General features: G+C 71.7%; 15 protein-coding genes and 1 riboswitch. Of the genes, 7 read left to right on the top strand and 8 right to left on the bottom strand.

Annotated elements, in window-relative coordinates; genetic code table 11:
- Positions 1 to 45: 45 nt before the first annotated feature.
- The 3 genes from ACO0M4_RS31650 to ACO0M4_RS31660 all read right to left on the bottom strand — a co-directional run bounded on the left by ACO0M4_RS31650 (position 46) and on the right by ACO0M4_RS31660 (position 9,117).
- Positions 46 to 4,674, bottom strand: coding sequence for a peptidoglycan-binding protein (locus ACO0M4_RS31650; protein ID WP_430374505.1), 4,629 nt, complete (start codon positions 4,672 to 4,674; stop codon positions 46 to 48).
- On the bottom strand, positions 4,664 to 7,909 hold the full coding sequence (locus ACO0M4_RS31655; protein ID WP_430374506.1) for a hypothetical protein: 3,246 nt from the start codon (positions 7,907 to 7,909) through the stop codon (positions 4,664 to 4,666). Before ACO0M4_RS31655 ends, ACO0M4_RS31650 begins: the two co-directional genes overlap by 11 nt.
- A gap of 119 nt (positions 7,910 to 8,028) precedes the next feature.
- Positions 8,029 to 9,117 carry a hypothetical protein gene (locus ACO0M4_RS31660; RefSeq protein ID WP_430374507.1) on the bottom strand — a complete coding sequence of 363 codons (1,089 nt, stop codon included), beginning with the start codon at positions 9,115 to 9,117 and terminating at the stop codon, positions 8,029 to 8,031.
- 198 nt (positions 9,118 to 9,315) lie between these two features.
- On the opposite strand from ACO0M4_RS31660, the gene ACO0M4_RS31665 reads away from it, so the two are divergent.
- Positions 9,316 to 10,923 (top strand): serine/threonine protein kinase, encoded by a 1,608-nt coding sequence (locus tag ACO0M4_RS31665; RefSeq protein ID WP_430374508.1) that lies wholly within the window; start codon positions 9,316 to 9,318, stop codon positions 10,921 to 10,923.
- Positions 10,920 to 12,527 carry a serine/threonine-protein kinase gene (locus ACO0M4_RS31670; protein WP_430374509.1) on the top strand — a complete coding sequence of 536 codons (1,608 nt, stop codon included), beginning with the start codon at positions 10,920 to 10,922 and terminating at the stop codon, positions 12,525 to 12,527. Before ACO0M4_RS31665 ends, ACO0M4_RS31670 begins: the two co-directional genes overlap by 4 nt.
- On the opposite strand, the gene ACO0M4_RS31675 is transcribed toward ACO0M4_RS31670, so the two are convergent.
- The 4 genes from ACO0M4_RS31675 to ACO0M4_RS31690 all read right to left on the bottom strand — a co-directional run bounded on the left by ACO0M4_RS31675 (position 12,493) and on the right by ACO0M4_RS31690 (position 16,035).
- A complete protein-coding gene (locus ACO0M4_RS31675) occupies positions 12,493 to 12,660 on the bottom strand; it encodes a hypothetical protein (RefSeq protein ID WP_430374510.1) in 168 nt (55 codons plus the stop codon). The two genes, ACO0M4_RS31670 and ACO0M4_RS31675, sit on opposite strands and share 35 nt — an antisense overlap.
- Positions 12,661 to 12,696: 36 nt before the next feature.
- On the bottom strand, positions 12,697 to 13,812 hold the full coding sequence (locus ACO0M4_RS31680; protein WP_430374511.1) for a M20 family metallopeptidase: 1,116 nt from the start codon (positions 13,810 to 13,812) through the stop codon (positions 12,697 to 12,699).
- 94 nt (positions 13,813 to 13,906) lie between these two features.
- Positions 13,907 to 14,635 (bottom strand): polysaccharide deacetylase family protein, encoded by a 729-nt coding sequence (locus ACO0M4_RS31685; RefSeq protein WP_430374512.1) that lies wholly within the window; start codon positions 14,633 to 14,635, stop codon positions 13,907 to 13,909.
- Positions 14,632 to 16,035, bottom strand: a complete 1,404-nt coding sequence (locus ACO0M4_RS31690; RefSeq protein ID WP_430374513.1) for a glycosyltransferase — start codon at positions 16,033 to 16,035, stop codon at positions 14,632 to 14,634. Before ACO0M4_RS31690 ends, ACO0M4_RS31685 begins: the two co-directional genes overlap by 4 nt.
- Positions 16,036 to 16,254: 219 nt before the next feature.
- Here ACO0M4_RS31690 and ACO0M4_RS31695 point away from each other — a divergent pair, with 219 nt between their 5' ends.
- From ACO0M4_RS31695 to ACO0M4_RS31710, 4 genes are all read left to right on the top strand, one after another.
- The gene (locus tag ACO0M4_RS31695) at positions 16,255 to 16,668 is read left to right on the top strand and encodes a BlaI/MecI/CopY family transcriptional regulator (RefSeq protein ID WP_430374514.1); all 414 of its coding nucleotides are present in this window, start codon (positions 16,255 to 16,257) and stop codon (positions 16,666 to 16,668) included.
- A gap of 4 nt (positions 16,669 to 16,672) precedes the next feature.
- Positions 16,673 to 17,674, top strand: coding sequence for a M56 family metallopeptidase (locus tag ACO0M4_RS31700; protein WP_430374515.1), 1,002 nt, complete (start codon positions 16,673 to 16,675; stop codon positions 17,672 to 17,674).
- Between the two features lie 148 nt (positions 17,675 to 17,822).
- Positions 17,823 to 18,042: riboswitch (cobalamin riboswitch) on the top strand.
- Between the two features lie 191 nt (positions 18,043 to 18,233).
- On the top strand, positions 18,234 to 20,543 hold the full coding sequence (gene metE / locus ACO0M4_RS31705; RefSeq protein ID WP_430374516.1) for a 5-methyltetrahydropteroyltriglutamate--homocysteine S-methyltransferase: 2,310 nt from the start codon (positions 18,234 to 18,236) through the stop codon (positions 20,541 to 20,543).
- A gap of 391 nt (positions 20,544 to 20,934) precedes the next feature.
- Positions 20,935 to 22,353: an amino acid permease gene (locus ACO0M4_RS31710; protein ID WP_430374517.1), complete on the top strand. Its 1,419-nt coding sequence runs from the start codon at positions 20,935 to 20,937 to the stop codon at positions 22,351 to 22,353.
- A gap of 190 nt (positions 22,354 to 22,543) precedes the next feature.
- On the opposite strand, the gene ACO0M4_RS31715 is transcribed toward ACO0M4_RS31710, so the two are convergent.
- Complete coding sequence (locus tag ACO0M4_RS31715) at positions 22,544 to 23,527, bottom strand: antibiotic biosynthesis monooxygenase (RefSeq protein ID WP_430374518.1); 984 nt, start codon at positions 23,525 to 23,527, stop codon at positions 22,544 to 22,546.
- 207 nt (positions 23,528 to 23,734) lie between these two features.
- Between ACO0M4_RS31715 and ACO0M4_RS31720 the strand changes: the two genes are divergently transcribed.
- The gene (locus ACO0M4_RS31720; RefSeq protein ID WP_430374519.1) at positions 23,735 to 24,301 is read left to right on the top strand and encodes a nucleoside deaminase; all 567 of its coding nucleotides are present in this window, start codon (positions 23,735 to 23,737) and stop codon (positions 24,299 to 24,301) included.
- The last annotated feature ends 27 nt before the right edge of the window (positions 24,302 to 24,328 follow it).

A 24,328-nucleotide genomic window follows, 5' to 3' on the forward strand; every position in this document is an offset into this window, starting at 1 on the left:
CGGCGGCCGCGGCGGTCGCGGCGGCCGGAGGCGCTCAGGAGTCACTCAGGGGCCCCCACCGTGGAAACCCGGACCCCCGTGGAAGCCGGGACCCCCGTGGAAGCCAGGACCGCCGTGGTCGCCGTGATCCCCGTGGTCGCCCGGCCCGCCGTGCCCACCATGGTCACCCGGCCCACCATGGTCGCCCGGCCCACCGTGATCGCCCGGCCCGTCGTCCCCGCCATCGCCGTGGTGGCCGTCATGCCCGTCGTGGCCGCCGTCCGGGCCGCCGTGCCCCGGTGGGAGGTTGACGGTGTCGCAGTAGATGACCGGGCCCGGGGTGGCGGATGGAGTGGTGGATGGGGTGGTGGATCCGTCGGCCGGGATGCCCTCGGTTTCCATGACCAGCAGGCGCAGCGGGGCGCCGCGGTGTTCGGGGGGTATCGGGACCTGGCCCGTGTAGAAGGGCGTCCGGGAGGACTCCGCGTCGATCGAGGTGAGTGTGGTGGCGGTGTCGTCGAGCGGCACCCAGCCGAGGTCCTCGTCGTCGACGACGCGGTTCCGGCGCTGGAGCGTGGCGGTGATCCGCGGTGGCTGCGAGCCGGTGGGGTCCCAGGAGGGGCCGGTGACGCTGATCGTAAGCGTCTCGCCGAGTGTGACCCGCAGTTCCCGGTCGGGCAGGGTGCGCACCAGGTCGGCGAGGACGACCCGGGAGATCTCGGCTCCGGGGATCGCCTCCGGCTGGAAGCGGACCAGGGCGAGCCGGACGAAGGGCAGGCAGGCGTCCCCGATGTCCAGGTCCAGGTCGCAGAACCAGCGGCCGCCCTTCGCGTCCGCCTCGAACTGCGGGGTGAAGCCCACGACCGTGACCGGGAGCGGGCCGGAGGGCGTGGGGACGGAGAGGCTCCCGGACTGCCGCTCCGCGTGGGGGAACGTGGCCGCGGTCGGGGCGACGACGGGCGCGGAACGGTGGATCGGGTCGCGGCCCATCAGGGTGACCCAGGCGTCGCGTACGGAAGTCGGGTCGCCGCCCGGTGGCTCGCCGAGGACCACGCCGAGCAGTTCGCCGTCGCCGGAGGAGAACCAGGGTCGGTCGAGGTACACCCGGATTCCGCCGCCGCGTCGGCGGTGGACGAGGGTGCCGGGTGGTCCGTCGACGGGCTCGAAGGCGAGGGTGGGCATGCAGTACAGCAGCCGTGGCGCGGTGGGGGGTGCGCTGCTCAGCACCGAGTGTTCCTTCGCGTCCCCCTCGACGGTCAGCACGTGCTGGCCGGGACCGGCGAACTGCGGAGGGAAGCAGTCCCCGAACGTGCTGCCGGCGATGGGGCGGTAGCGCACCGTTCGGTGTTTGGTGTCGCCGAACTCGTGCTTCTGGGGTGCGGGCGGGGACTTGTCCAGGCTGTGGGGGTCGGCTTGGATCGCCTTCGCCTTGTCCTCGGCCGCCTGGGTGCTGAAGGTCAGGACGCCGTCGTGCAGGACGGCGGGTTCGGCGCCGGGGACGCCGTCCTTGGACGCCCGCGCCGTCAGCAGGCCGAACACCGGGACGGTCATCGGCCGGGTGGCACGGCCGGTGGGTCCGCCGTCCGTCACCTCGGTCCACTCGGCGACCAGGTCGATGCGGCCGGTGGTCCCCTCGTCGAGGGCGACGGTACCGGCGAGGTGTTCGGCGGTCGCGCCGGCGGCGCGTGGTGAGGCGGCGGTGGACAGCTCCAACACCGGTGTCCGGAGGGGCTCTTGCACCGCGTGCACGAGCGTCAGTTCGTGCCAGGGCGTGAACATCCAGTGCCGGCTGGCCGCCGCCAGTGCCAGTGTCTCGTCGGCCAGTTGCCGGTCGGCCGTCCGCCCCGCCGACGCGTCCGCTTCCGTCCCGGCCGTGAGCAGGGCTGCCTGGTCGGGCGGCTCCCGGCACCACGCGGCCACCCCCATGATCCGCTCGTCGAAGTCGATCCGGGAGGACACCCGGACGGTCGCCACGGCGCCCTTCGGCAGCAACACGGTCAGGACTCGGGACGCCTCGTCGAAGCGGGGCGGTCCGGTGCCTTCGGCCAGCCGCAGCCGGAAGGACCGGGGACGGTGCCAGACCTCGCCGCCCCAGGGGACCGGGAACGGCTCGCCGGGGGGCATGCCCGGCAGGTCGAGGAAGACCGCCCCCGTGGCCAACGGATCGGGAAGATAGGGCAGTTCGATCTGCTCGCCGGTGTGCAGGGCGTTGACCGCCGGGTTCTTGGGGTCCGCCGCCGGTGACTTGATCGGCTCCAGATGGACGTTCGGCTGCGACGGGTCGTCCAGCGAACGGCTCTCGCGTACGGCCAGGTCGTAGATGGTGTTCTGGACGTTGCGGTCGGTGGAGCCGATGGCCGCGTCCAGCCGTCCGTGCCACTCGACGCAGCGCAACGACGCCTTGGGGGCGACCATATGGCGTTCGTCGACGCCCTGGTACGGGGCGTGTCCGTCCACTGTGACCAGCGACGAGCGGTTGAAGTCGGCGGCGTACTGCTCCGCCGTGCGGCCCGTCCCGGGGCCGGGGCTGGCGGCCGTGGTAACGGCGCCGCAGTCGACCGTGAAGCCGCTCTTGCGGCCGAGTTCGGTGAGGGAGGTGCAGCCGGGGATGCCGTCGGCGTCGCTCCCGGTGAAGCCCTGGTCGCGTTGCTCCTGCGCGTAGGCGGCCCTGGTCTGGTTGCCGAAGACGCCGTCCGCGCCTCCGGGGAGGGAGTGGCCGCGGTCGATGAGGGCCTGCTGCACGATGCGGACGTCCTCGTTGGTCTGGCCGAACTGGACACGGGCGAGGGCGACTCGCACCGGACTTCCCCCGGGGCCGGGCGGAGCGACCGGCGGCGGCCCGGCCCCCGGGCTGCTGCGGATCACCATCCGGAAGGCCGAGGCGCCTTCCCCGAAGGGCAGTCTGGGGGCCACGGCGGGCGCCGGGACGGCCTCGAACCTCCGGAAGATCAGCAACCCGGCACCGGGCAGCGCCAGGCCCTCCCCGGTCATCAGCTCGTCGGCCGCCGGGACGTCGGGGCCGTTGCCCGCCAGGTCGACGGTGCGCAGCCGCACCCGGTACTCGTGGCCGAACCGCAGCCTGGGCAGCGAGCCGGGCCGCGCCGTGGCCGTGATCTCCAGGGGCAGTTGCGTCTTCGCCTCGTTGCTGATCGACACCGGAGGGTTGGGGGGTCTGTCGTTCTCGACGGATCCCTCGTCGATGTCCAGCGCCCGGCCCGGGCGGTGCGTGGACAGCGACCATCCGTCCCAGGTGACCAGTTGCTCGGGTACGGCGAGGTGGCGGTCGTGGTTCTCGGGCGGTGGTGAGACCAGGTTGACCTGGAAGAAGCCCTCGTCGGAGGCGGTGAGCAGGAGCGGTCCGCCGTGCGGTTGCCGGTACTCCACCTCGCGCTCGTGCAGGGAGAACCAGTGGCGCTGTTGTTCGTCCCAGATGTCCATCCGGTGACCGCGGATCAGGTCCTCGGCGAACAGCTCGGGGGCGTCGGGGGGTTGTGCGTCGGTCGGGGCGGCTCCCGGAGGTGCGGAGTCCGGATCCGGCGCCGGGACGGTCGCGCCGTCCAGTGCCAGCACCCGGGTCAGGGCCGTGTGGTGTTCCGCGGCCCGTCCGAACTCCGCCATGAGGCTGTCCAGGCGCTTGTCCCGGACGAGCGAGATCCCATGGGTGCGGACCGTGGACAGTCCCCTGGCGTCCGACGGGAGGGACAGCAACTTGAGGGCGGCACCGTCGATGTCGGCCTGTTCGACGGAGAACGTCGCCTCGGGCAGCGCCTCCACACCGCGGGACGGCGGCGCGAGCGGATCGGCGGCCGTCCGGGACCGGGACCCGGGGGCGAAGACATGACGGCCCGGGAGGAAGTCCAGGAGGAAGACGTACCGGGTGCGCAGGGGCACGTCGTGCGAGTCCGACCCCAGTGCGGACGTCCAGTGGGGGGTGACGGTCAGGAACCGTTCGCCCGAGGAGACGGGCAGCCGGTCGGCCGGCAGGAGGAAGTCCAGGACCAGGCCGAGGCGCCGGAGCAGCGCAGGGTGGTCCCCGAGCGAGGTGAGCATCTGGTGGAAGTCCACCGGCGGCAGGCTCGGTCGCGGTGGCTGTGGGGGCTTTTCACCATGGATCTTGGGCGCCCTGGTCGTGTGGAACGTGCCCAGGTCGGTGAGTGCCTGGCGCAGCTCGGCGTCGGATCCGGTGGTGCCGCCGGTCGCCGCGGCCACGTCGTCGGCGTCCGCGGGTGCGGCGCCCAGCGAGCCGAGCAGGCCGCCGGTCGGAGGCGGTGTCTCGGGCGACGACGTGGCCGTGTCGACGTAGGTGTTCCGGGTGACCGTCCTGACTCCCTTGGCCGAGTAGGTGCGGTACTGCCGATGGGCGGGGTCGTCGAAGACGTAGGGCTGCAGTGGCGTGTCCGAGTGGAAGAGGCTCGTCCACACGTGCGTGTCGGGGCCCGAGCCCTGCGGCGTCAGCGGGCCGGCGACGGACGTGGTCGCCGCGGGCGTGCCGTCCCCGGTGGCGAAGTCGAACGTGGCCGCCTTGACCTTGTCCGGCCAGGTGAGGAAGTCGGGGAAGTGCCCCAGGGTGGTCTCGGCCGCCTGGCCGGGGGTGTCGAGGCGGGGCGCGACGAAGACCGACACCCGGGCCTGGGTACCGTCGTCCGAGAGGCCGGCGGGCAGAACGGTCCAGGTGAGGTGCTGTTCAGCGGCCATGGTCGGCTCCCGCGGGGATCGGGGCGAACGTCTCGCAGTACTGGTGCCAGTCGTCCCTCGCGACGCAGGCGGCGAAGGTCGGGTCGCCGGGCGCGCCGGAGAAGCTCCGCTCCAGGGTGAGTTCGACGGACTTGCTGAAGAAGGCGATCCGCACGCTGACCGTGAGGGTGCCCCGGCCGCGGACCACCGACTCGTGGCCGTGCTTCTCGTAGGTGAGCTCCAGGTAGAACTCCACCGACACCGTGATGATGCCCAGCACGGACAGGAAGCCGTTGCACCGGAGGTATCCGCCCAAGGAGACTTCCCCCTTGGCGAAGGTGAAGTGGATGCCCGCCATGACCGACACCCCGCCGCTGGCGACGCCGAGGTCCAGTGCCGCGTTGCCGCCGAACTCCAGGGCGCCGTCGACCTGCTCCACGCCGTCGGCGCCGACGAGGAGGGAGAAGTAGCCGCCGCCCCCGAACAGGGAGACGCTGACGTTGAAGGGGTGCTCCCGCTCGGAGACCGAGAAGCGGAAGGAGACCGGCTGGTTGTCGAAGGGCACCGCCAGCTCGGCCGACAGTGCCAGGTTGGACAGGGTGAAGACGCCCAGGCCGATGGCGGGGAGCGCGAGTTGGTAGCCCGCGTGGATGCCGCTGGGCTGGACGTCCACGAACGCGCCGGGTCCGAAGACGTCGGCGGGCAGGGCGCTGCGGAGGGTGTTGACGAACTCCAACTCGTTGCTGAACTTCAGTTCCACGCCGCTGGCCGTCACCTCGGGCTTCCGGCCCGCTCCGGTCTTGAAGTGCAGTTCCGCGAACACCACCTGGGCGATCCCGGCGAAGTCCAGCGCGAAGTTGCTCAGGTTGCCCTCGACGGTGGCCTGGGCGACGGCGTCCTTCGAGCGGACGGTGCGGGCGTCCAGGACCAACGAGGCGCCGTTCACGTCGAGGAAGTCGTCCGGGTCCTTCTTCCCGTCCTTCATCGGCTGCGCCAACGAGGGCTTCCACACGTACCGCAGTTCCTTGCCCTGTCCGTCCGCCAGGTCCCGGATGCGCAGCACGGGCGCCGGCAGCAGGCCCTGCGGGTCGCGCAGGATGGCCTCGATCTGGTCGTCACCGAGCTGCCGCAGGGTGTCGAGGTTGCCCTTGGTGAGGGATTTCAGGAACTTGCCGAGGTCGATGAAGCCGAGCAGCTTGGCGCCCGCGAAGGCCGCTTGGATGTCGGTGAGGCGAGCCGCGTCGACGACCTCGCCGGTGGTGGGGTCGGTCTTGAAGACGTCCGGTACGACGCCTGCCCGGCTGGTGATCGTCTTGACCGCGGCGTTGGGACTGGCGAGCCCCCCGGCCTGTTCCGCCCCGAAGGTGAGCGCGACGGCGTTCATCAGGTCCAGGTACCCGCCGGCCGGATGCTTCGCCATCGTCTGCCGGAGATAGGTGGCGTTGAACTGGACCGCGAGGTCGCCGCCGTGGGGGGTGAACTGCTCGACGGCGGGGACCCGCACGGTCGCGGCGGCCACGTGCGGCAGACCCACCACGGGGCCGCCGCCGGGGCCGAGGGTGCCGAGCCCGAAGGTCAGGGTGCCGACCGCGTGACTGGTGCTGCCGGGAGCGTCGTCCGGCGGCTGCGCCATGGCCATCACCTGGCCGCCCATCGACCGGGTCGTGCGGCGTATCCGCAGCTTGTCCTTGAGCGGATCGGGGTCGGGGGCGAACAGGGGCGCCAACCGCTGCTGCGCATTCCTCAGTCCGTCGGGCACGAACACCAGCGGCATGGTGAAGCTGATCTTCCGCCCCTCCGTATCCGTGCCGATCATGGTGAAGTCGAAGTCCTCACCGGAACCGCGGAGCTGCACCCAGAAGGGATCGGACGGCTGGGCGTTCGGCTGGGGCTGCGGGCCGTGCTGGTGGATCGGCGGAAGGTGCGGCTCGATCAGCGGGGTGACGCGGTCGGTGATGCGCAGCGAGCGGAACGGCATTTCGCGTCCCGCGTGCGTGTAGCCGGAGCTCGCCCCGTACGGGACCTCCGGCTGCTTGATGACGATGTACTCCTCCAGTTGGAGGTAGGCGACGATGCCGTCGTCCGGGCGCGCCACGAACACCCGCCGGGCCTCTCGCACATCGAGGGCCTCGTGACCGGTGGACAGCCGGCCGCGGATCACGACGCGGAGGAACTGATCCCGCCCCAGGCCCGTGATGTGGTCGTACGCCGCCAGGTCCGGAAAGTGCCGCCCGATCTGCTCGTACCGTGGCTTGTCGGTTGGCGGGGGCGCCTCCCAGGCTCCGTGCAGGTGGGCCGAGGCGCCCTGCGGAGTGACGACGAACTGCTCGGCGTGCAGGGGCGCGCTGGGGACCGTGAGGGGCACGTCGCCGGGCGGGACGGGCAGTTCGGCCCTGCTGGTGAGGGTGACGAGGTCCGCGAGGTTCTCGTCCCTGAGCGGGCTGAGTTCGAACAGCGGGCCCCGGCCCGCGACCGTGGCGAAGGCCCGCAGCAGGACGTCGTCGTCCCGTGCGCCGTGCAGCCGGGCGTGCCACAACGCCGTGCGGCCGTCGCCCTGTTGGGGCGGTGGCGGGGTCACCCAGTCCACCGGCTCGTCGTAGGTGATCAGCAGCCGGGCGGGGAACTCGATGACGCTTCTGGGGATGCCCTGGAAGACCGTCGTTCCCGCGGTGTCCGGGCTCTGCAGGCCCGCCGGCACCGTCATCGGCACCAGGCGCGCCCAGTCGAGCAGCGATTCCAACGACAGGTCCAGACCGTCCAGGTCGGCCGGTATCGAGAAGGCCAGCCGGGTCGGGTCGGCGGTGAAGGCCCGCATGGGGCCGAGTGCGGGGGTCGTGGTGCCGATCGTCGGGGGAACCTCCTCCCGCACGTGCTGCGGTGGTAGCCCGACGAGGACGAGCGCGGGGGCGGCGGGGTCGCGCCGCACCAGGCGGTGGCCGTCGAAGCGCAGGTTGACCAGGCCGAGGTCGACGACGAGCATGTCCGCCGGCCGCACCACTCGGAACGGTCCTTCCGCGCTGTCGTCCTCGTGCGGCTCGTGCGGCCCGTTGTCCGGGGGCTGGTCGGGGCCGGGGTGCGGACCCGGGTGCGGACCGTGCGGCGGGCCGCCGGGGTGCCCCCCGCCGAAGCCCCCGCCGAACCCGCCGCCGAAGCCCCCGCCGTGGTGGTCCCCGTGGTCGTGTTGAGCCTCGGCGGGAGCGCCGCGCGACTCTTCCCAGAGCCTCAGGGCGAGCGTACGGGCGGGGTGGAATGACATGGGGAACGCCTCATCGCGAGGTCATGGGAGTGATGGCGAAGTGCGACGACTTCGCTCACGTCCCTTCCATGCTCACTCCGACCACGGGTCCCCGCCACTGTGCGGCGGCACGACGGCGGTCAGGGAATGTTGAGGAACGTCAGCAGTGTCTGGCGCACCATGAACGACATCGCGTTGTGCCGGTCGTTGAGGTTCTTCAGGTTCTGCCAGACGACGAGGAACTGCTGGCCGCTGGCGTCATGGGTGAGGACGGTCGCCTCGGAGGCCACGTCGCCCCCCGCCTTGAGATCGCCCAGCCCGATCTTGGAATGGGTGATCGTGAAGCCGGCGCCGAGGCCGTCGATGCCGGGGCGTGCTCCGGTCGTCATGAACGACGAGTCGCCAACGGTCTGGGCATCCGACAGCAGGCCCTGCATGTCCGCGACGATGCCGTCGGTGCTGCGCGCGTCGAGCGTCGTACCTTCGATGAGCAGCGCGAGGAATCGCGTCATGTCGATCGTCGTGGTCGCCTGCGCCGAGGGGCCGTCGTTGACGGAGGGCACCCGCACCGCGGGAAAGGCGCCGGTGAACGTTCCGGCCAGCCAGATGCCCCGATTGGCACTCGGATCGAAGAGGCCGGCATTGGCCAGGAGCCCGTTGATCCAGCTGTAGCCGAGTGCTTGGACCGTGGCGGAGCTCTGTTCGTTGTTGCTGGGCACGATCATGCCGCGCACGTTCGACTCGAAGGTGGCGTTGAACGACATCAGGCATCCGCCACTGGCGAGACCCTGCGGTGACCCGAAGACCGTAGGGTATTTGGGCACCCGCATGGGCTCGGTGATTCCCGGCTCGCTCTGGAACCGTGGCGCGGCAGCCTGGATATCGCTGTTGAAGGCGGTCTTGAGATTGCCGAACACTGCGCTGTCGCTGCAGTCGCCTTCGGTGACCGCGAAATCGGAGGCGCTCTGCCGCAGTTCGAAGGCCGCGATCAGGGCCGCCACCTTCAGCAAGCTGCCAGAGAAGTGCATCTCCGTGTCACGGAAGCCGGCGTAGGCGAAGGACGGCGAGGTGCTGGTCGGATTCTGCACTGCCGCCACCGAGATGGGGCAGTTCAGATGCACCCCCAATGTCGGAAACATCGTCCCCGTCATCGCCTGGGCGGTGGTCAACGCCGCGGTCATCCGGGGATCGGGCGTCAGCAGATCCGGAAAACGGTTGGGAAAGAGCATCATGACCTCCTCGTCGCCCGCCCACTCACCAGCGTAGTGACCGCCCGGAGGAGCGCGACTTGCCGCACGGACAGCCGTGAGCCGGGGCTCCGGGGCCGTCCGGATGCGTCGTTCAGGCACTGGACGAGCATCTGGGCGTCCGCGTGTCGATCCGTCTGAGTAAGATCCCCTCTGTTCTGGGGGGAGGGCGGATTCAGCATGCGGATGCTCGGAATGGACGGCCCGACGCACGTGGGGCCGTTCCGGACGGTCGGGGTGCTCGGACAGGGCGGCATGGGGCAGGTGTTGCTCGGGGTGGCGCCCGACGGACGGCTGGTGGCCGTCAAACGGGTGCATGCCGATCTGGCGGAGGACCCCGGGTTCCGGTCGCGGTTCCGGCGGGAGGTGGACGCGTCGCGGCGGGTGTCCGGGGCCTACACCGCGCCGGTCGTCGACGCCGACCCGGACGCGCGGACGCCGTGGCTCGCCTCGCTCTTCCTGCCGGGGCCGGCGTTGCACGAGGCGTTGGACACGGGCGGGGCGCTGCCGGAGGAGTCGGTGCGGCTGCTCGCCGCCGGGCTCGCCCAGGCACTGGACGACATCCACCGGGCCGGGCTCGTCCACCGGGACCTGAAGCCGTCCAACGTGCTCCTGACGGAGGACGGCGTACGGGTCGTCGACTTCGGGATCGCCCGGGCCGCCGACCACGAGACGAAGCTGACCCACACCGGCGCGCTGATCGGTTCGCCGGCGTTCATGTCGCCCGAGCAGGTCCGGGGCGAGCAACCGGGCCCGGCGAGCGATGTGTTCTCGCTCGGCGTCACGCTCGTCACGGCCAGCACGGGCCGCAGCCCGTTCGCCGGGGACTCGCCGCTGGCGCTGATGCACGCCGTCGCCCACGACCTCCCCGACCTGGACTCCGTACCGCCGCGGCTGCGCCGGATCGTGGACCCGTGCCTGGCCAAGGACCCGGCCGCGCGGCCGACGCCCGGGCAACTCCTCGATCTGATCGGCCCGCTCGCCCCCGCCGCGCGCCCCTGGCCGGAGACGGTGTACGAGCGGATCGCGGAGCGCCGGGCCTGGGCGACCCGGCTCGTGGCGGCCGCCCCCGTGTCCCCGCCCGTCCCGGCGGCGACCGTGCCCACTCCGGCCGTGCCCACTCCGGCCGCCACGACACGGGTCTCCGCGCTGCGTCGCCGGCCCGGGTGCCTGCTCGCCACGATCGTGGCAGGGGTGGCGCTGGCGACGGCTGCGGTCACCGTCCTGGTTCTCGGCCCGACCGACGTGTACTACTCGGTCTTCCCCGAGCCCGTGCCGACGCCCGGCTCGACGCCGCTCGCCAAGGTGCCGGACAGGTACACCAAAACGGTCCCGACCTGTGCGCAGGCCGGCCGCAGCATCAAGGCCCCGGCCGGTTTCGGCGCACCGTCGGGCAACGTCCCCGGCGTGTGGCAGCAGTCCGACGGCAACGGACACACGCACCCGTCGACCACCTGCGTCTGGACCACCCGCTCCGGCGACCAGATCGACGTCAAATGGGACCTCTACCCCTCCCGTCCGGGCGGGCCCACCGGCGCCGAACAGGCGAAGGAGCATTACGAGGGCATGTTCATGGGCACCCACACCCCGCGCGACTCCGGGCTCGGCTTCGTGGAGGAGGGCATGTGGCTGAAGGACTCCACCGAGAGCAGCTGCGTGCTCTACGCCCGGGACGTCAATCTGGAACTGTTCATCGCGGTCAAGGGCGTCCACTACCCGAAGGGCGTGTGTGAGGGCCTCACCAAGGACCTGGCCCGGCAGAGTGTCGCGGCGGTGAAGTCCCTGTGAGCACCGCGCACCCGCTGCCGGAAAAGGCCGGCCCCTACGCCCTGCTCACCGAACTCGGCCGGGGCGGCATGGGCCGCGTCCTGCTCGGGGTCGCACCTGACGGCCGACCGGCGGCGGTGAAACTGGTGCACGCCCGGCACGCCGCCGACGACGGCTTCCGGTCCCGCTTCCGGCGTGAGGTGGCAGCCTCACGGAAGGTGTCCGGCGCGTACACCGCGGCCGTCCTCGACGCCGACGCGGACGCCGAACTGCCTTGGCTGGCCTCGGTGTTCGTGGCCGGTCCGTCGCTGGGAGCGGCCGTGGAGCGCGCGGGCGCCCTGCCGGAGGGCGCCCTGCACCGCCTGGCGGTGGGCCTGGCTACGGCACTGGACGAGATCCACCGGGCCGGACTCGTCCACCGCGATCTCAAGCCGGAGAACGTCCTGCTGGCCGAGGACGGCGCCCGGGTCATCGACTTCGGTATCGCGCGGGCGGCGGAGTCCGGGGACGCCACCGAACTCACCGGCACCGGCTGGGTGGTCGGCTCGCCGCCCTTCATGTCGCCCGAGCAGGCGCAGAGTCAGGAACTGACCGGGGCTAGCGATGTGTTCTCGCTCGGTTCGGTGCTCGTCCTGGCGGCGACCGGCCGCAGCCCGTTCGCCGGTCCGTCCACCCTCCAGACGCTCTACAACGTCGTCCACACCGAACCCGACCTGAGCGGTGTTCCCCAGTCCCTGTACGGGATCGTCGCCCGCTGCCTGGCCAAGAAGCCGACCGAGCGCCCCACGCCGGGCGAACTGCTCGCACTCCTGGGCCCGGTGGCCCCGGCGGCGCGGCCGTGGCCGCCCGCCGTGCACCGGATGGTCGACGAGCAGCAGGCCCGGGTCGCGGGCCTGCTCGACGGCGACCCCGAGCGCACGGCACTCCTGCGGGACACCGGCTCCCCCGCCCCGCGGACGGCCATGCTCACCACGTACGACAGTCCCGCAGCGCCGCCCCGCCACCGACGCCCCGTGACGTGGGTGGTGGCGGGGGCAGTGCTCGCGGCGGGACTCGGCGCGGGCGCGTACCTGCTGCTGCGCGACGGTGGCAGCGGGCCACCGGACAAGTACGTGACGATGCCGGTGTGTTCGGAGGCGGTGTCCAAGCTTCCGCTGCGGGCGGAGCGGCGGAAGGACAAGGACGTCTATCAGGAGCAGGCGGACAGCGCGAAGACCGAGTGCTCCTGGTTCGACCGGGACCAGCCGCAGTCGGACGGCTGGAACTACTCCCCCAGTGCGGACGTTTCGTGGGAACTGCGCCGTTCGCGCCCCGACGAGAACGGCACCGAACGCCAGCAGCAGGACTTCGCCGACAGCCTGAAGGGCGAGTTCGAGCAGACGGGGCTCGGCTTCGGCGAGGGGGCGTACTGGACGACCACCGACGCCGGCAACGCCCCGAAGAGCTGCCAGCTCAACGTCCGCGACGGCAACCTCGTGCTACGGGTCTACCTGGACCGCGCCAAGCACCCTGCCTGTGAGGCGGAGGCCCGGGACATCGCGAAGGCCGCGCTGGCGGCCATGCCGCCGAGGGCGAGCGCACCGCTGGACGTCAACGGGGCCGGTGCGCCGCGCCCCAGGCAGTGACGTCCAGCGGGGCGTCGGTGCCAATGTCCGCCAACGTCAGCGGCGTGGGGCCCTTGTTGCGGTTGGCGTGGCCGTCGACGACGGCACCACCGCTCCGGCCGTCCGCCGCCTGACCGTCTTCGTTCCCTCCCACCCGCACGGTGCGTCTGCTTGGCCTGGTCGGCTGATGTCAGGGGCGGGCCCCGGCCGGGTGTTGCCTCGCGTGCACCAGTCCGGCGACGAGGTTCGCCCGCTCGGTCATGGCGTCGACCACCAGGTACTCGTGGTCGGCGTGCGCGCCGCCCCCGACTGCGCCGAGGCCGTCAAGCGTGGGAATCCCCAGGGCGGCCGTGAAGTTGCCGTCGCTTCCGCCGCCGACCGCCGTGCCTTCGAGGCCGGGCAGCAACGTCCGTGCCACCGCGAAGAGTTCGGTCGATGCCGATTCGGGCATCGGGGGGCGGCCGATGCCCCCTTGGACGGTGATCTCCGCCCCGTCGAGGTGTGGAACCAGTGCCGCGAACGCGGACTCGATGCGGTCCTTCTCGCCGGCCGACTCGACCCGGACGTCGACGATGACGGTCGCCTTCGCGGGAACGACGTTGTCCAGGGTGCCCGCGGACGCGAGGGTCGGGGTCACGGTCGTGCCGATGTCGGGGCGGTCGAGCGCGGCGATGGCCAGTACCTGATGTGCCGCTTCGACCAGGGCGTTGATGCCGGCGGCGGGCTCCAGGCCGGCGTGCGACGCCCGGCCCGCAATGGAGACCTGGAACGTGCCGCAGCCCTTGCGGCCGGTCTTCAGGGCTCCACCGTCCGCGGCGCCCTCGAACACGAGCACCGCACCGCAGGCCAGGGCGCGTTCTTCGATGAGTGCGCGCGAGGAGTGGGAGCCGACCTCTTCGTCGGCGGTCACCAGGATCTCGACGCCCGACCGGTCGTCGAGCGTCGCCAGGCCGTGGATGGCCTGCACCAGTCCGCCGAGCATGTCGAAGACCCCGGGGCCGGTCGCCTGTCCGTCCCGGACCGTGAACGGGCGGCGTTCCAGGGTGCCGAGCGGGAACACCGTGTCGTGGTGACCGAGGATCAGCACGGTGGGCTCCCCGCCGGCCGACCAGTGGACGTGCGGTCCGGCTGGGCTCTCGACGAGGTTGGCGCGCCCGCCGAGGCGGCGCTCGATGACGGCGGCGACGGCTTCGGCCGATGCCTTCAAGGCGTCGACATCGCGCGAGGGGGACTCGGTTTCGACGAGTGTCCTGAGGTCCTCAAGCATCGCGTCAACACGCACGGGGGTGGACTTGCGCAGCGTCATGGCGCAAGGGTAGCCGCCAGGCCGGGGCGGAATTCCAGGCAGTTGGGGTACGACGGGCAGGGGGAACGCCGAGGTCAGCGGGCGGCCGGTCCGGTCAGGGCCAGCCGTGGTCGCGGAGTCGGCCCACCTCGTAGCCCCGTTGTGCGCAGGTGTCGAGGATGCGGGGCAAGGCCCCGAGGGCGGAGTGCCAGGCACCGGGGGCCGAGGTGCAGTCGGAGTCGTGCAGGAGGATCGTGCCGCCGCCGTGCAGGTCGCGGGTGACCGTCCGGTGGACCGACTGCGGGGTGGCCGAGGGGGTCCAGTCCTTGCCCCAGCAGGTCCACAGGACCGGGGTGAGGCGCAGGCGGCGGGCGGCCAGATGGGCGGCGGTCGACATCACCCCGTACGGGGGCCGGAAGAGTGCGGGGGCCCGGCCGGTGAGGTCGCCGACCAGGTCCCGGGCGCGGGCGAGGTCGTCGTAGGTGGCCCGGGGACCGCGCAGGAGCAGCGGGCGGTGGAGCCAGCCGTGGACCGCGATCTCGTGCCCGGCGGCGGCGATGTCGCGCACCAGGCCGGGGCTCCGGTGGGCTTGGCTGCCGAGGAGGAAGAAGGTGGCGGTCACCCGGCGTTCGGCCAACGTCTCCAGGAAGAAGGGGGTGGACCGTGGGTCGGGGCCGTCGTCGAAGGTGAGGGCGACGTGGCCGGCGCTGCCCCGGCCGGCCAGGCGGGGCATGGCGCGGTTGCGCAGCGGCCCGAAGGTGGCGGCGACGGGCGCGGCGTGGGCGGCGGCGAGTGCGGGCAGTACGGCGTAGGCGGCGGTGCGGAGCAGACGGGTGCGGGTCATGAGTGGTGACCCTCCGGGTGGTGGCCTGCCGGTGTGTGGAAGTGGGCCACGTCGTCGAAGTCGAGTTCGTGGCCGAGGGCGTGGATCAGGCGGGGGCCGTCGTGGGTGGTGGCGACCGCGGTGCCGATCGCGCCCGCCCAGACGGTGCAGGCCACGACGGCGGTGGTGACGAGTCGTCGGAGGGCCTGCCGGGCACGCCGCTTGGGGGCCGATACGGCGGCGGGGCGGGCGCCCGTTCGGCTGACCCGGACGATCTCGGCGGCGGGGCCGTCCGGCGCCCCGGCGAACAGGGCGAGGCCCGCCTCGCGCTGGAGGAGCCCGCGCGGTCCGTCGATCAGGTCGCCGAGGACCTCCGCGAGGTCGGCGGGGTCGCGGATCCAGGCGGCGACGCCGGCTTCCTCCAGCGCGGCGGCGTTGGTCAGGCCGTGGCCGGGAATGCAGCGGTAGCTCGCGACCGGCAGGCCGGCGGCGAACGCTTCCAGGGAGGTCAGGCCGCCCGCGTTCTGCACGAGCACGTCGGCGGCGTGCATCAGTCCGGGCATGTCGTCCACCCAGCCGAAGGCGTGGTCGATGCCGTCGGCGCGCAGCTGCGCGGCCAGCGACTCGTTGCGGCCGCAGATCACGACCGGCACGGCGGCACCGCAGTCGCGCAGTTCCCGGGCCACCCGCCGCACCGGTCCGACGCCCCAGGAACCGGCGACCAGCAGTGCCAGCGGGGCGTTCGCCGGCAGTCCGAAGCGGGCCCGGGCCGCGGCGCGGGCCCGTGCGTCGGCGGGGCGGAAGCGGGGGTCGGCCACCGGGCCGCGCACCCGGACGTCCGGCGCCCCGGCCTGCCGCGCCTGGGCCGCGGGGACCGGATGCGCCGCGAGGTGGACGTCGACGCCGTCGGCCACCCACAGCGGGTGCACCGAGAAGTCGGTGAGGTAGGTGAGGACGGGGACGGTCAACCGGCCGGCGAGTCGGAGGTTGCCCAGCACGCGGCTGGCGCCCGGGTAGGTGGCGACGACCGCGCGGGTGTCTGGCGGCAGGGCCCGCAGCATGCGGTCCTCGGCGGTGCGGAGCAGGGCCCGGGCCAGTGGGCCGCCGCCTCCGGCGCGCTGGGTGCTGTGGTAGACGCGCTGGTAGGCCCAGGGGGCCTGGACGAGCATCCGGTGGTAGCCGTCCCGTACCAGCCGGCCGATCCGGGCGGGCAGCAGGTCGAGCAGATCGAACCGGTCCACGGTGAGGCCGTCCGCGGTGAGCCGGCGGGCAAGTTCGGCGGCGGCGCCGTCGTGGCCTGCGCCGATGCTCGCGGAGACGATCGTGACGCGCTGCGTCGTCGTGGCCGTCGTCGCTGGTCGGGGGCGCAGGGTGGCGGCCGCGAGCGCGCGCAGGTGTGCCGTGCTTCCGAGGTAGAGCATGGTGTGTTCTTCCGCAGCAGGAGCAGGGGACCGAGCGCTCCGCGGTGCAGCCGGAGCGGAGCGGGGGCGGCGAAACTCTACAACATGTAGTAGATCAACTCGTACAACATGTAGGAGAACGCTCAGAGAACGCTTCGCACGCGAACCGGATCCCCGCGTTCTACAAGCCGTAGTAGCTCCGGAGTAGGCTGGGGCGCCGAACGGGAAGGGCGATGAACGGTGCACGAGCGGAAGCACGACGACAGCGGCGAGGCATCCGGCAGGCGGGCCCGCGGTGAGCTGGAGAGCGGCGTACTGGCCGCCCTCTGGGGCGCCGAGCAACCACTAACCGCCCGCCAGGCCATGGAGCGACTACCCGACGACCTGGCCTACACCACCGTGCTGACGATCCTGACCCGCCTGTACGACAAGGGCATGCTGGTCCGGCGCCGCGCGGGCCGCGGCTACGCCTATGCGCCCGCCAGGGACGAGGCGTCCCACACCGCCGAGCGGATGCGCACCCTGCTGGAGCGCGGCTCGGACCGGGAAGCGGTGCTCACCCGCTTCGTCTCGGAACTGTCCCAAGAGGACGAGCAGTTGCTGCACCGGCTGCTGGCCGGCCCCGACGCCGACCGCACCGACGAAGGGCGATGAGCCGGTGACGATCAGTGTGTACGTCCCGCTCCTGATCACCTTCGTCCTCGCCGTGCTCGCCCCCCGTGCGGCCCGGCGCCTGCCGCCGCGACCGTCGGCCTGGTCCCTGGCCTGCGCCGCGCTGGTGACGGCCATCGGCTGGCTCGGCTCGCTGGCCCTGTTGGCGTTCACCGGCCTCGCGCAGATCCCCGAGGTCGCCCGGGAGGGCCACTGGTCGGTGTCCGCACTGCGGGCCGAGGACCCGGTCTCCCTCGCCGTTGCGGCCCTCAGCGCCGCGGCGCTCACCTGGAGCGCCGTATCACTGGGGGTGGCCACCGTCCGGCAGGTCCGGCAGGTCCTTCAGGCCCGGCAGGAGTGCGCCCGGATGCTCGGCGACACGGAACTGACCGTGCTCGACGACGAGGTCCCGCGGGCCTTCGCCCTGCCCGGCGCACCCGGCCGGATCGTGGTGTCCCGCGGCATGCTGCGCAGCCTCAGCGACGAGGAGCGCGCGGCCCTGCTGGCGCACGAACGGGCCCACCTCCGCGGTCGGCACTACCTCTTCCAGGTCGTGTGGCACCTCACCACCGCCGTCAATCCCCTGCTCCGCCCGATGGCCGACGCCGGCGCCTTCGTACTGGAGCGCTGGGCCGACGAAGCGGCGGCGGCCCGCGTCGGCAGCCGCACGGTGGTCGCCCGCGCCGTCGGACGGGCCGCCCTGGCCACCTCCGCCGCCGCCCGGCCCGGTGTGCTGGCCGCGACTGGCGGGCCGGTGCCCCAGCGGGTGCGGGCCCTACTGGCGCCCCCACCCCCGCTCCGCGCCCTGCCCTTCGCGGCGGGCGCCCTCCTGCTCACCGTGTGCTGCGCCAGCCTGGCCAACGCCGCATCGGACAGCGACCAGATGGTCGAGCGCGCGCAGCGGGCACGGTGCCTGGCGCACGTCATGGCCATGGACGCCCCGGGAGTCGCCCGCCCCCCGCAGGATTTCGACGACTGCCGCGACCATCACGGGCACCGGGACCACTGAGACAACTGCGACCACCGTCGTCCGGGGCCGGGCAGAAGCACGCGGTCGGCCTTGCCCACCCTCGCCCCGGAGCAAACGCCTCAGCCGGTTGTCGCATCTCACCTTCCGCGTGGTGGACGGGACCCGACGCGCCGCGGGCGCGCACCGTAGGCTGACCCGTGCAGCTGGTTCGCCCCGCCCGCCAGGCGGGAGGCGTCGCAAGAGGGAACCCGGTGGGAATCCGGGACTGCCCCGCAGCGGTGAGTGGGAACGACCGCCGTCATACGCACTGGGCCCGGCCGGGCCTGGGAAGCGACGGCCACTAGGAATCTCGTACGACACGAGACGCGCCCGCGAGTCCGAAGACCTGCCAACTGCCCGTGCGCGAAGCACTCGTGCGCGGACATCCCGGTGACCCCGAGGGCGGGCTGGGGGTGCCCCCGGACGAAGTCTGGGGGAGTACCTACCAGGCGGACCAGCACGCCCTGTCGGGCGACTGCGCTCCACCGGTTCCGTCACCCCTTCGCGCTCTCGTCCCGTTGCCGGGATCTCAGGGATTCATCTCGCGAAGGAGATCTCCGTGACCGTCAAGCCCGAAGCCGTGACCGCACGGGCCACCGTGTACGGCTACCCCCGGCAGGGACAGCACCGGGAGTTGAAGCAGGCCATCGAGGGCTACTGGAAGGGCCGCGTCACCGCCGACGCCCTGCGCGCCACCGCCGCGGAACTGCGCCGGACCCATTGGCAGGAGCTCGCCGACGCCGGCATCAACGAGGTCCCGACCGGCGACTTCTCCTACTACGACCACGTCCTGGACGCCAGCGTCATGGTCGGCGCGGTTCCCGAGCGTCACCGCGCGGCGGTCGCCGCCAACCCGCTCGACGGGTACTTCGCGATGGCCCGCGGCACCCAGGACGTCGCACCGCTGGAGATGACCAAGTGGTTCGACACCAACTACCACTACCTCGTCCCCGAGTTGAGCCCGGACACCGTGTTCACGGCCGACTCCGCCCGGCAGGTCGCGGAGTTCACGGAGGCCCTCGCCCTGGGGCTGACCGCGCGGCCGGTCCTGGTCGGCCCGGTCACCTACCTCCTCCTCGCCAAGCCCGCCCCCGGCGTGGCCGACGGCTTCGACCCGCTCACCCTCCTCGACCGGCTGCTGCCGGTGTACGCGGAGGTCCTCGCGGATCTGCGGGCGGCGGGCGCGGAGTGGGTACAGCTCGACGAGCCCGCCCTCGTCCAGGACCGCACCCCGGCCGGACTGAACGCCGCCGCGCGGGCCTACCGCGACCTCGGCGCCCACACCGACCGGCCCAAGTTGCTGGTCGCCTCCTACTTCGACCGGCTGGGCGACGCCCTGCCGGTGCTGGCCAAGGCCCCGATCGAGGGGCTGGCGCTGGACTTCACCGAGGCGGCCGCGGCCAATCTGGACGCGCTCGCCGCCGTCGGCGGTCTGTCCGGCAAGCGCCTGATTGCCGGCATCGTCAACGGCCGCAACATCTGGGTCAACGACCTGGAGAAGTCCCTGTCCGTGCTGGCCACGCTGCTGGGCCTGGCGCATCGGGTCGACGTGGCCGCCTCGTGCAGCCTGCTGCACGTCCCCCTCGACGCGGCGGTCGAGCGGGACATCGCACCGCAGATCCGGCGCTGGCTCGCCTTCGCCCGGCAGAAGACCGCCGAGGTCGTCACCCTCGCCAAGGGCCTGGCGCGCGGCACCGGCGCCATCACCAGTGAACTCTCCGCCAACCGCGCCGATCTGGCGTCCCGGGCCGGTTCCCCGATCACCCACGACCGGACCGTACGGGCCCGCGCCGCGGCCGTCACCGAGGCCGATGCCCGGCGCTCCCAGCCGTACGCCGAGCGGACCGCCGCCCAGCGCAGTCACCTCGGCCTGCCGCTGCTGCCGACCACCACCATCGGCTCGTTCCCGCAGACCGGCGAAGTGCGCACCGCACGCGCCGACCTGCGGGCCGGACGGATCGACACCGCCGGCTACGAGGCGCGCATCGAGGCCGAGATCCAGGAGGTCATCTCCTTCCAGGAGAAGGCCGGGCTGGACGTCCTGGTGCACGGCGAGGCCGAACGCAACGACATGGTCCAGTACTTCGCCGAGCAGCTCACCGGCTATCTCGCCACCCGGCACGGCTGGGTGCAGTCCTACGGCACCCGCTACGTCCGCCCGCCGATCCTCGCCGGTGACATCTCCCGCCCCGGGCCGATGACGGTCCGTTGGACGGCGTACGCCCAGGCGCTCACCGAGCGCCCGGTCAAGGGCATGCTCACCGGTCCCGTCACGATGCTCGCCTGGTCCTTCGTCCGCGACGACCAGCCACTCACGGACACCGCGCGCCAGGTCGCCCTCGCACTGCGCGACGAGGTCGCCGACCTTGAGGCGGCCGGGACATCGGTCATCCAGGTGGACGAGCCCGCGCTCCGGGAGACACTGCCGCTGCGGGCCGCCGACCGCCCCGGCTATCTGGCGTGGGCCACCGAAGCCTTCCGGCTGACCACCGGCGGGGTGCGCCCGGGCACCCAGATCCACACCCACATGTGCTACGCCGAGTTCGGTGACATCGTGCAGGCCATCGACGACCTCGATGCCGACGTGATCAGTCTGGAGGCCACCCGCTCCCACATGCAGGTCGCCCGGGAGCTCGCCGCCCACGGCTACCCGCGCGAGGCCGGCCCCGGTGTGTACGACATCCACTCCCCGCGCGTGCCGAGCCCGGCGGAGGCGGCGGACCTACTGCGCGCCGGTCTGCGGGCCATCCCCGCCGAGCGCCTGTGGGTCAACCCCGACTGCGGACTCAAGACCCGCGACTGGCCGGAGGTCCGAGCCTCCCTGGAGAGTCTGGTCACCGCGGCCCGGACGGTACGCACGGAGCTGTAGTCGCGGCCCGTGGGCACCGCGCCCGCCCCGGTCGTGGCGACCGGGGCAGGCGCGCCGTGCGGTACCGACGTGTTCACACCGGCTTCCCTGCACCGCGGGCCTTCGCCGGCACATATATAGCTGGACGTCCTAGTAAGTCCACCCCCGGCCGCACATCGAGATCCCTCCCGCCGTGAACGGCCGTTCCGCGCCGGCCTCTTGACGTCCCGCGCCCGCCGCTTGGCTCCCCTCACGTAGCCGCGGAGCGCGCACCGGCCGGCCGACACCGTGTCCGCATATTCACCATGCGTGAGCGCGGCGTCCGAATAGCGGGCGTTCACACCGTTGACGCAGCGTGTCGCCGCAGACTCGTGGACTCAATGATCGTCTCAAGCAATGAACAGGCACGCCCATGACTCGGAGTATCACCCGGTCACCCCAGGACTCCCCGCGGGCCGTGCAGGATGCTGCACCCCCGTTGTCCCACGGCCTCAAACAGCGCCACCTGTCGATGATCGCGCTCGGTGGGGTCATCGGCGCGGGACTCTTCGTGGGCTCCGGGGTCGGCATCGCCGCGGCCGGGCCGGCCATCGTCCTCCTCTTCGCGGCCACCGGCGCATTGGTCATGTTGATCATGCGGATGCTCGGTGAGATGTCCGCGGCCCGCCCCTCCACCGGCTCGTTCTCGGTGCACTCCGAGGAGGAACTCGGCTCCTGGGCGGGCACCACCTCGGGCTGGATGTACTGGCTGATGCTCTGCGCCGGTGTGGCCGCCGAGGCGACCGCGGCCGGCGCCATCATGCACTCCTGGGTACCGTTCCTCCCCGCCTACGGCTGGGTGGCGGTCTTCATGGTGTTCTTCTGCGCCAGCAACCTGACCGCGGTCAAGAACTTCGGCGAGTTCGAGTTCTGGTTCGCCACCATCAAGGTCACCGTGATCGTCGCCTTCCTGGTGCTGGGCGTGCTCGGCATCCTCGGGGTGTTCGGCAACGCACCCGGTACGAGCCACCTCACCGGCCACGGCGGCTTCTTCCCGACCGGCGCCGCCGGACTCGCCGCCGGACTGCTGACCACCATCTCCGGTTTCGCCGGTCTGGAGACGGTCACCATCGCGGCGGCGGAGTCCGACCAGCCGAGCCGCAACGTGGTCCGCGCGGTCCGTACCGCCGTGTGGCGCATCGCCGTCTTCTACATCGGCTCCATGGCCGTGGTGGTCACCCTGGTGCCGTGGAACGACCCGAAGGTCGCCACGGAAGGCCCCTACGTCACCGTGCTCGACAGGCTGGGCATCCCGGCGGCCGGCACGATCATGCAGATCGTGGTGTTGGTGGCGCTGCTCTCCGCGATGAACGCCAACATCTACGGCTCGTCCCGCATGGCGTACTCCCTCGTCACCCGGGGCCAGGGCCCGCGCTTCCTGAGCAAGGTCACCAACGGTGTGCCGGCAGCGGCAGTGGTGGCGTCCTGCATGTTCGGCTTCGTCGCCGTGATCGCCGGCATCGTCTGGCCGACCACGGTGTTCGCCTGGCTGCTGAACATCGCCGGCTGCTCGGTGCTGGTCGTCTGGACCATCGTCTGCCTGACCCAGCTGCGGATGCGCCGCCGCCTGGAGCGCGAGACGCCCGAGCTGCTGTTGGTGCGGATGTGGGGCTTCCCGTATCTGACGTGGCTGGCGTTGGCGGCCATCCTCGGTGTCTTCGCCGTGATGGCCACCTCCTCGGACGGCCGTCACCAACTCGCCGGCACCGCCGTCGTAGTGGCGGCGCTGATCGCCGCGGACCGCTTCAAGCAGCGGCGCGACCTGCGGACCGGCGGCGCAGCCCAGCCGTAGGCACCGTCGCGGCAGGCAAGCACAGTGGCCCGCCCGTGGGAGGAATCCCGCGGGCGGGCCACGCCGTTTGTGGGGACGGGAACAGATGGCTTCCCCACGTCCCGCCCCGGGCCAGGCAGGGCAGGCCGAGCCCGTGCAGGTGCCAGATCCACCGCTGCCTGGCGCGACGGCACTGCACACGGCGCACGGCTCAACCGGTGGTCACACCGAAGATCACCAGGAACATCACCCAACACAGCACCACCAGCACGGCGCCCGTCACATCGGTGCGGAGTGACTGTGCCCGGCCGGGCATCAGCCAGAAGGCGAGGAGCCTGTTCAGCAACGGCAACAGCAGCCACGTCAGGATGGCGACGCTCATCACGTTCGAGAGGAACAGGCTGAGATATCCGGGTATCCCGAGAGCGGCGAACTGGGGACCCACGGCGAGGTCCAGGACCTTGACGGTGGGATAGAGGGCCAGCAGCACGGACATGGCCTGTTTCCAGTTGGGTGGCGCGCCCTCTTCCGAAGTTGCGTCGAAGCGGAACCAACTGCCGAACGCGGACCCGACCTTGCGCACGTCGTAGGAGACGAAGAAGGCGCGGCCCTCGTCCAGGAGTTTTTCGCGTGCCGGAGATTCGAGCCAGGCATCGAGGTGTTGACGGTTGTCGAATCGGAAGACCGCTACCCATTTGCCCTGGACGTCCTTCACCGGGCGGAACAACTCCGATCCCATGAATCCGGGAAAGGCCCACTGGGCCGCCAGCACCTTCTCCTGCCAGCGCACGAAATCCTGCTCTTGGTCGGGCCGTACTTCGTGGGAGATCACCGCCGTCACGGAGTCGTGTACCGGGGTGCCGCCGACGAGGACTTCCTGGGTGGGGGGCTCCTCGAACAGGTCACTGCCCTGCTCGATCAGTTCGCGGCGGGCATCGGAATCGAGCCAGGACGACAACTGGTCGAGGTGCGAGAAACGGAAGACGACGACCCACTCGTTTTCTCCGGCGGAATCGTCTCCGACTGACTCCGGCGGATACAGCTCCGTACCCTCGAATCCGGCGAACCCCCGCACGGTCTCGCTCGTCCGGTCCTGCCAGCGCCGGTAGTCGTCTTCGCGGCCCACCCGGACCTTCTGCGAGATCACGACGGTCGCGACGTCGTTGTGGGAGCCACGGCTTGCACGGGAACTCACCCTTACTAGACTAAACCACAAAGAACATATGGTACAAACTTCCACCTTCGAATTGTTGAATTGTCGAGGTTTCGCTCGATGTAGACGATTCTTGTGACGTGAGGGTTCTTTTGACATGAAGCAGGGGACGCGAATGCGGCCCCTGTCCGACAAGGGTCATCCGGCCATCAAGGACCACGCGCGACGCTCTGCTCGGAGGCACCGATCATGGGGCACAGAGAATTCATGGCCGAGGCGGTCGCGTTGGCCGTCGAGTCCGTCGAGAAGGGCTGGGGCGGCCCGTTCGGCGCGGTGATCACCCGCGACGACCAGATCATCGCGCGGGGCCAGAACCGCGTACTGCTGACGGCGGACCCGACGGCGCACGGCGAGGTGGAAGCCATCCGGAAAGCGGCGCAATTCCTCAATCCCGAGGCGCCCGCGGTCTCCGAGGAACACCAGAACGCGTACACGCTGGAGTTGGTGCCCCGCCCGCAGGGATCCCCGGACGGCCTACCGGAGCGTGCGCGGATGCTCCAAGGCTGCTCGATCTACACCAGCGGCGCCCCCTGCCCGATGTGTATGAGCGCCATCTACTGGTCGCGGATCGACGCCGTTTACTACAGCTGCGACTGGAAGGCCACCGAGAGCATCGGGTTCAGCGACGCCTTCCAATACGAGGACTTCCGAAAGCCCCCGAGCGAGCGGAGCATCACCATCGCGCAGATGTATCCCGAGTTGGGCGCCCATGCCTACCAGGCGTGGGCGGACAAGCCGAACCGCCACCCGTACTGACGGCCTTCCCTCCGTACGCCCGGGAGC

The organism is Streptomyces sp. RGM 3693 (assembly GCF_050471125.1).
In the GTDB taxonomy this organism is placed as follows: domain Bacteria; phylum Actinomycetota; class Actinomycetes; order Streptomycetales; family Streptomycetaceae; genus Streptomyces.

Bases quoted from the DNA above. Each gene is read 5' to 3' on its own strand.
- ACO0M4_RS31650 (WP_430374505.1), bottom strand. From the start codon at position 4,674: ATGGCCGCTGAACAGCACCTCACCTGGACCGTTCTGCCCGCCGGCCTC.
- ACO0M4_RS31655 (WP_430374506.1), bottom strand. From the start codon at position 7,909: ATGTCATTCCACCCCGCCCGTACGCTCGCCCTGAGGCTCTGGGAAGAG.
- ACO0M4_RS31660 (WP_430374507.1), bottom strand. From the start codon at position 9,117: ATGCTCTTTCCCAACCGTTTTCCGGATCTGCTGACGCCCGATCCCCGG.
- ACO0M4_RS31665 (WP_430374508.1), top strand. From the start codon at position 9,316: ATGCGGATGCTCGGAATGGACGGCCCGACGCACGTGGGGCCGTTCCGG.
- ACO0M4_RS31680 (WP_430374511.1), bottom strand. From the start codon at position 13,812: ATGACGCTGCGCAAGTCCACCCCCGTGCGTGTTGACGCGATGCTTGAG.
- ACO0M4_RS31685 (WP_430374512.1), bottom strand. From the start codon at position 14,635: ATGACCCGCACCCGTCTGCTCCGCACCGCCGCCTACGCCGTACTGCCC.
- ACO0M4_RS31690 (WP_430374513.1), bottom strand. From the start codon at position 16,035: ATGCTCTACCTCGGAAGCACGGCACACCTGCGCGCGCTCGCGGCCGCC.
- ACO0M4_RS31710 (WP_430374517.1), top strand. From the start codon at position 20,935: ATGACTCGGAGTATCACCCGGTCACCCCAGGACTCCCCGCGGGCCGTG.
- ACO0M4_RS31720 (WP_430374519.1), top strand. From the start codon at position 23,735: ATGGGGCACAGAGAATTCATGGCCGAGGCGGTCGCGTTGGCCGTCGAG.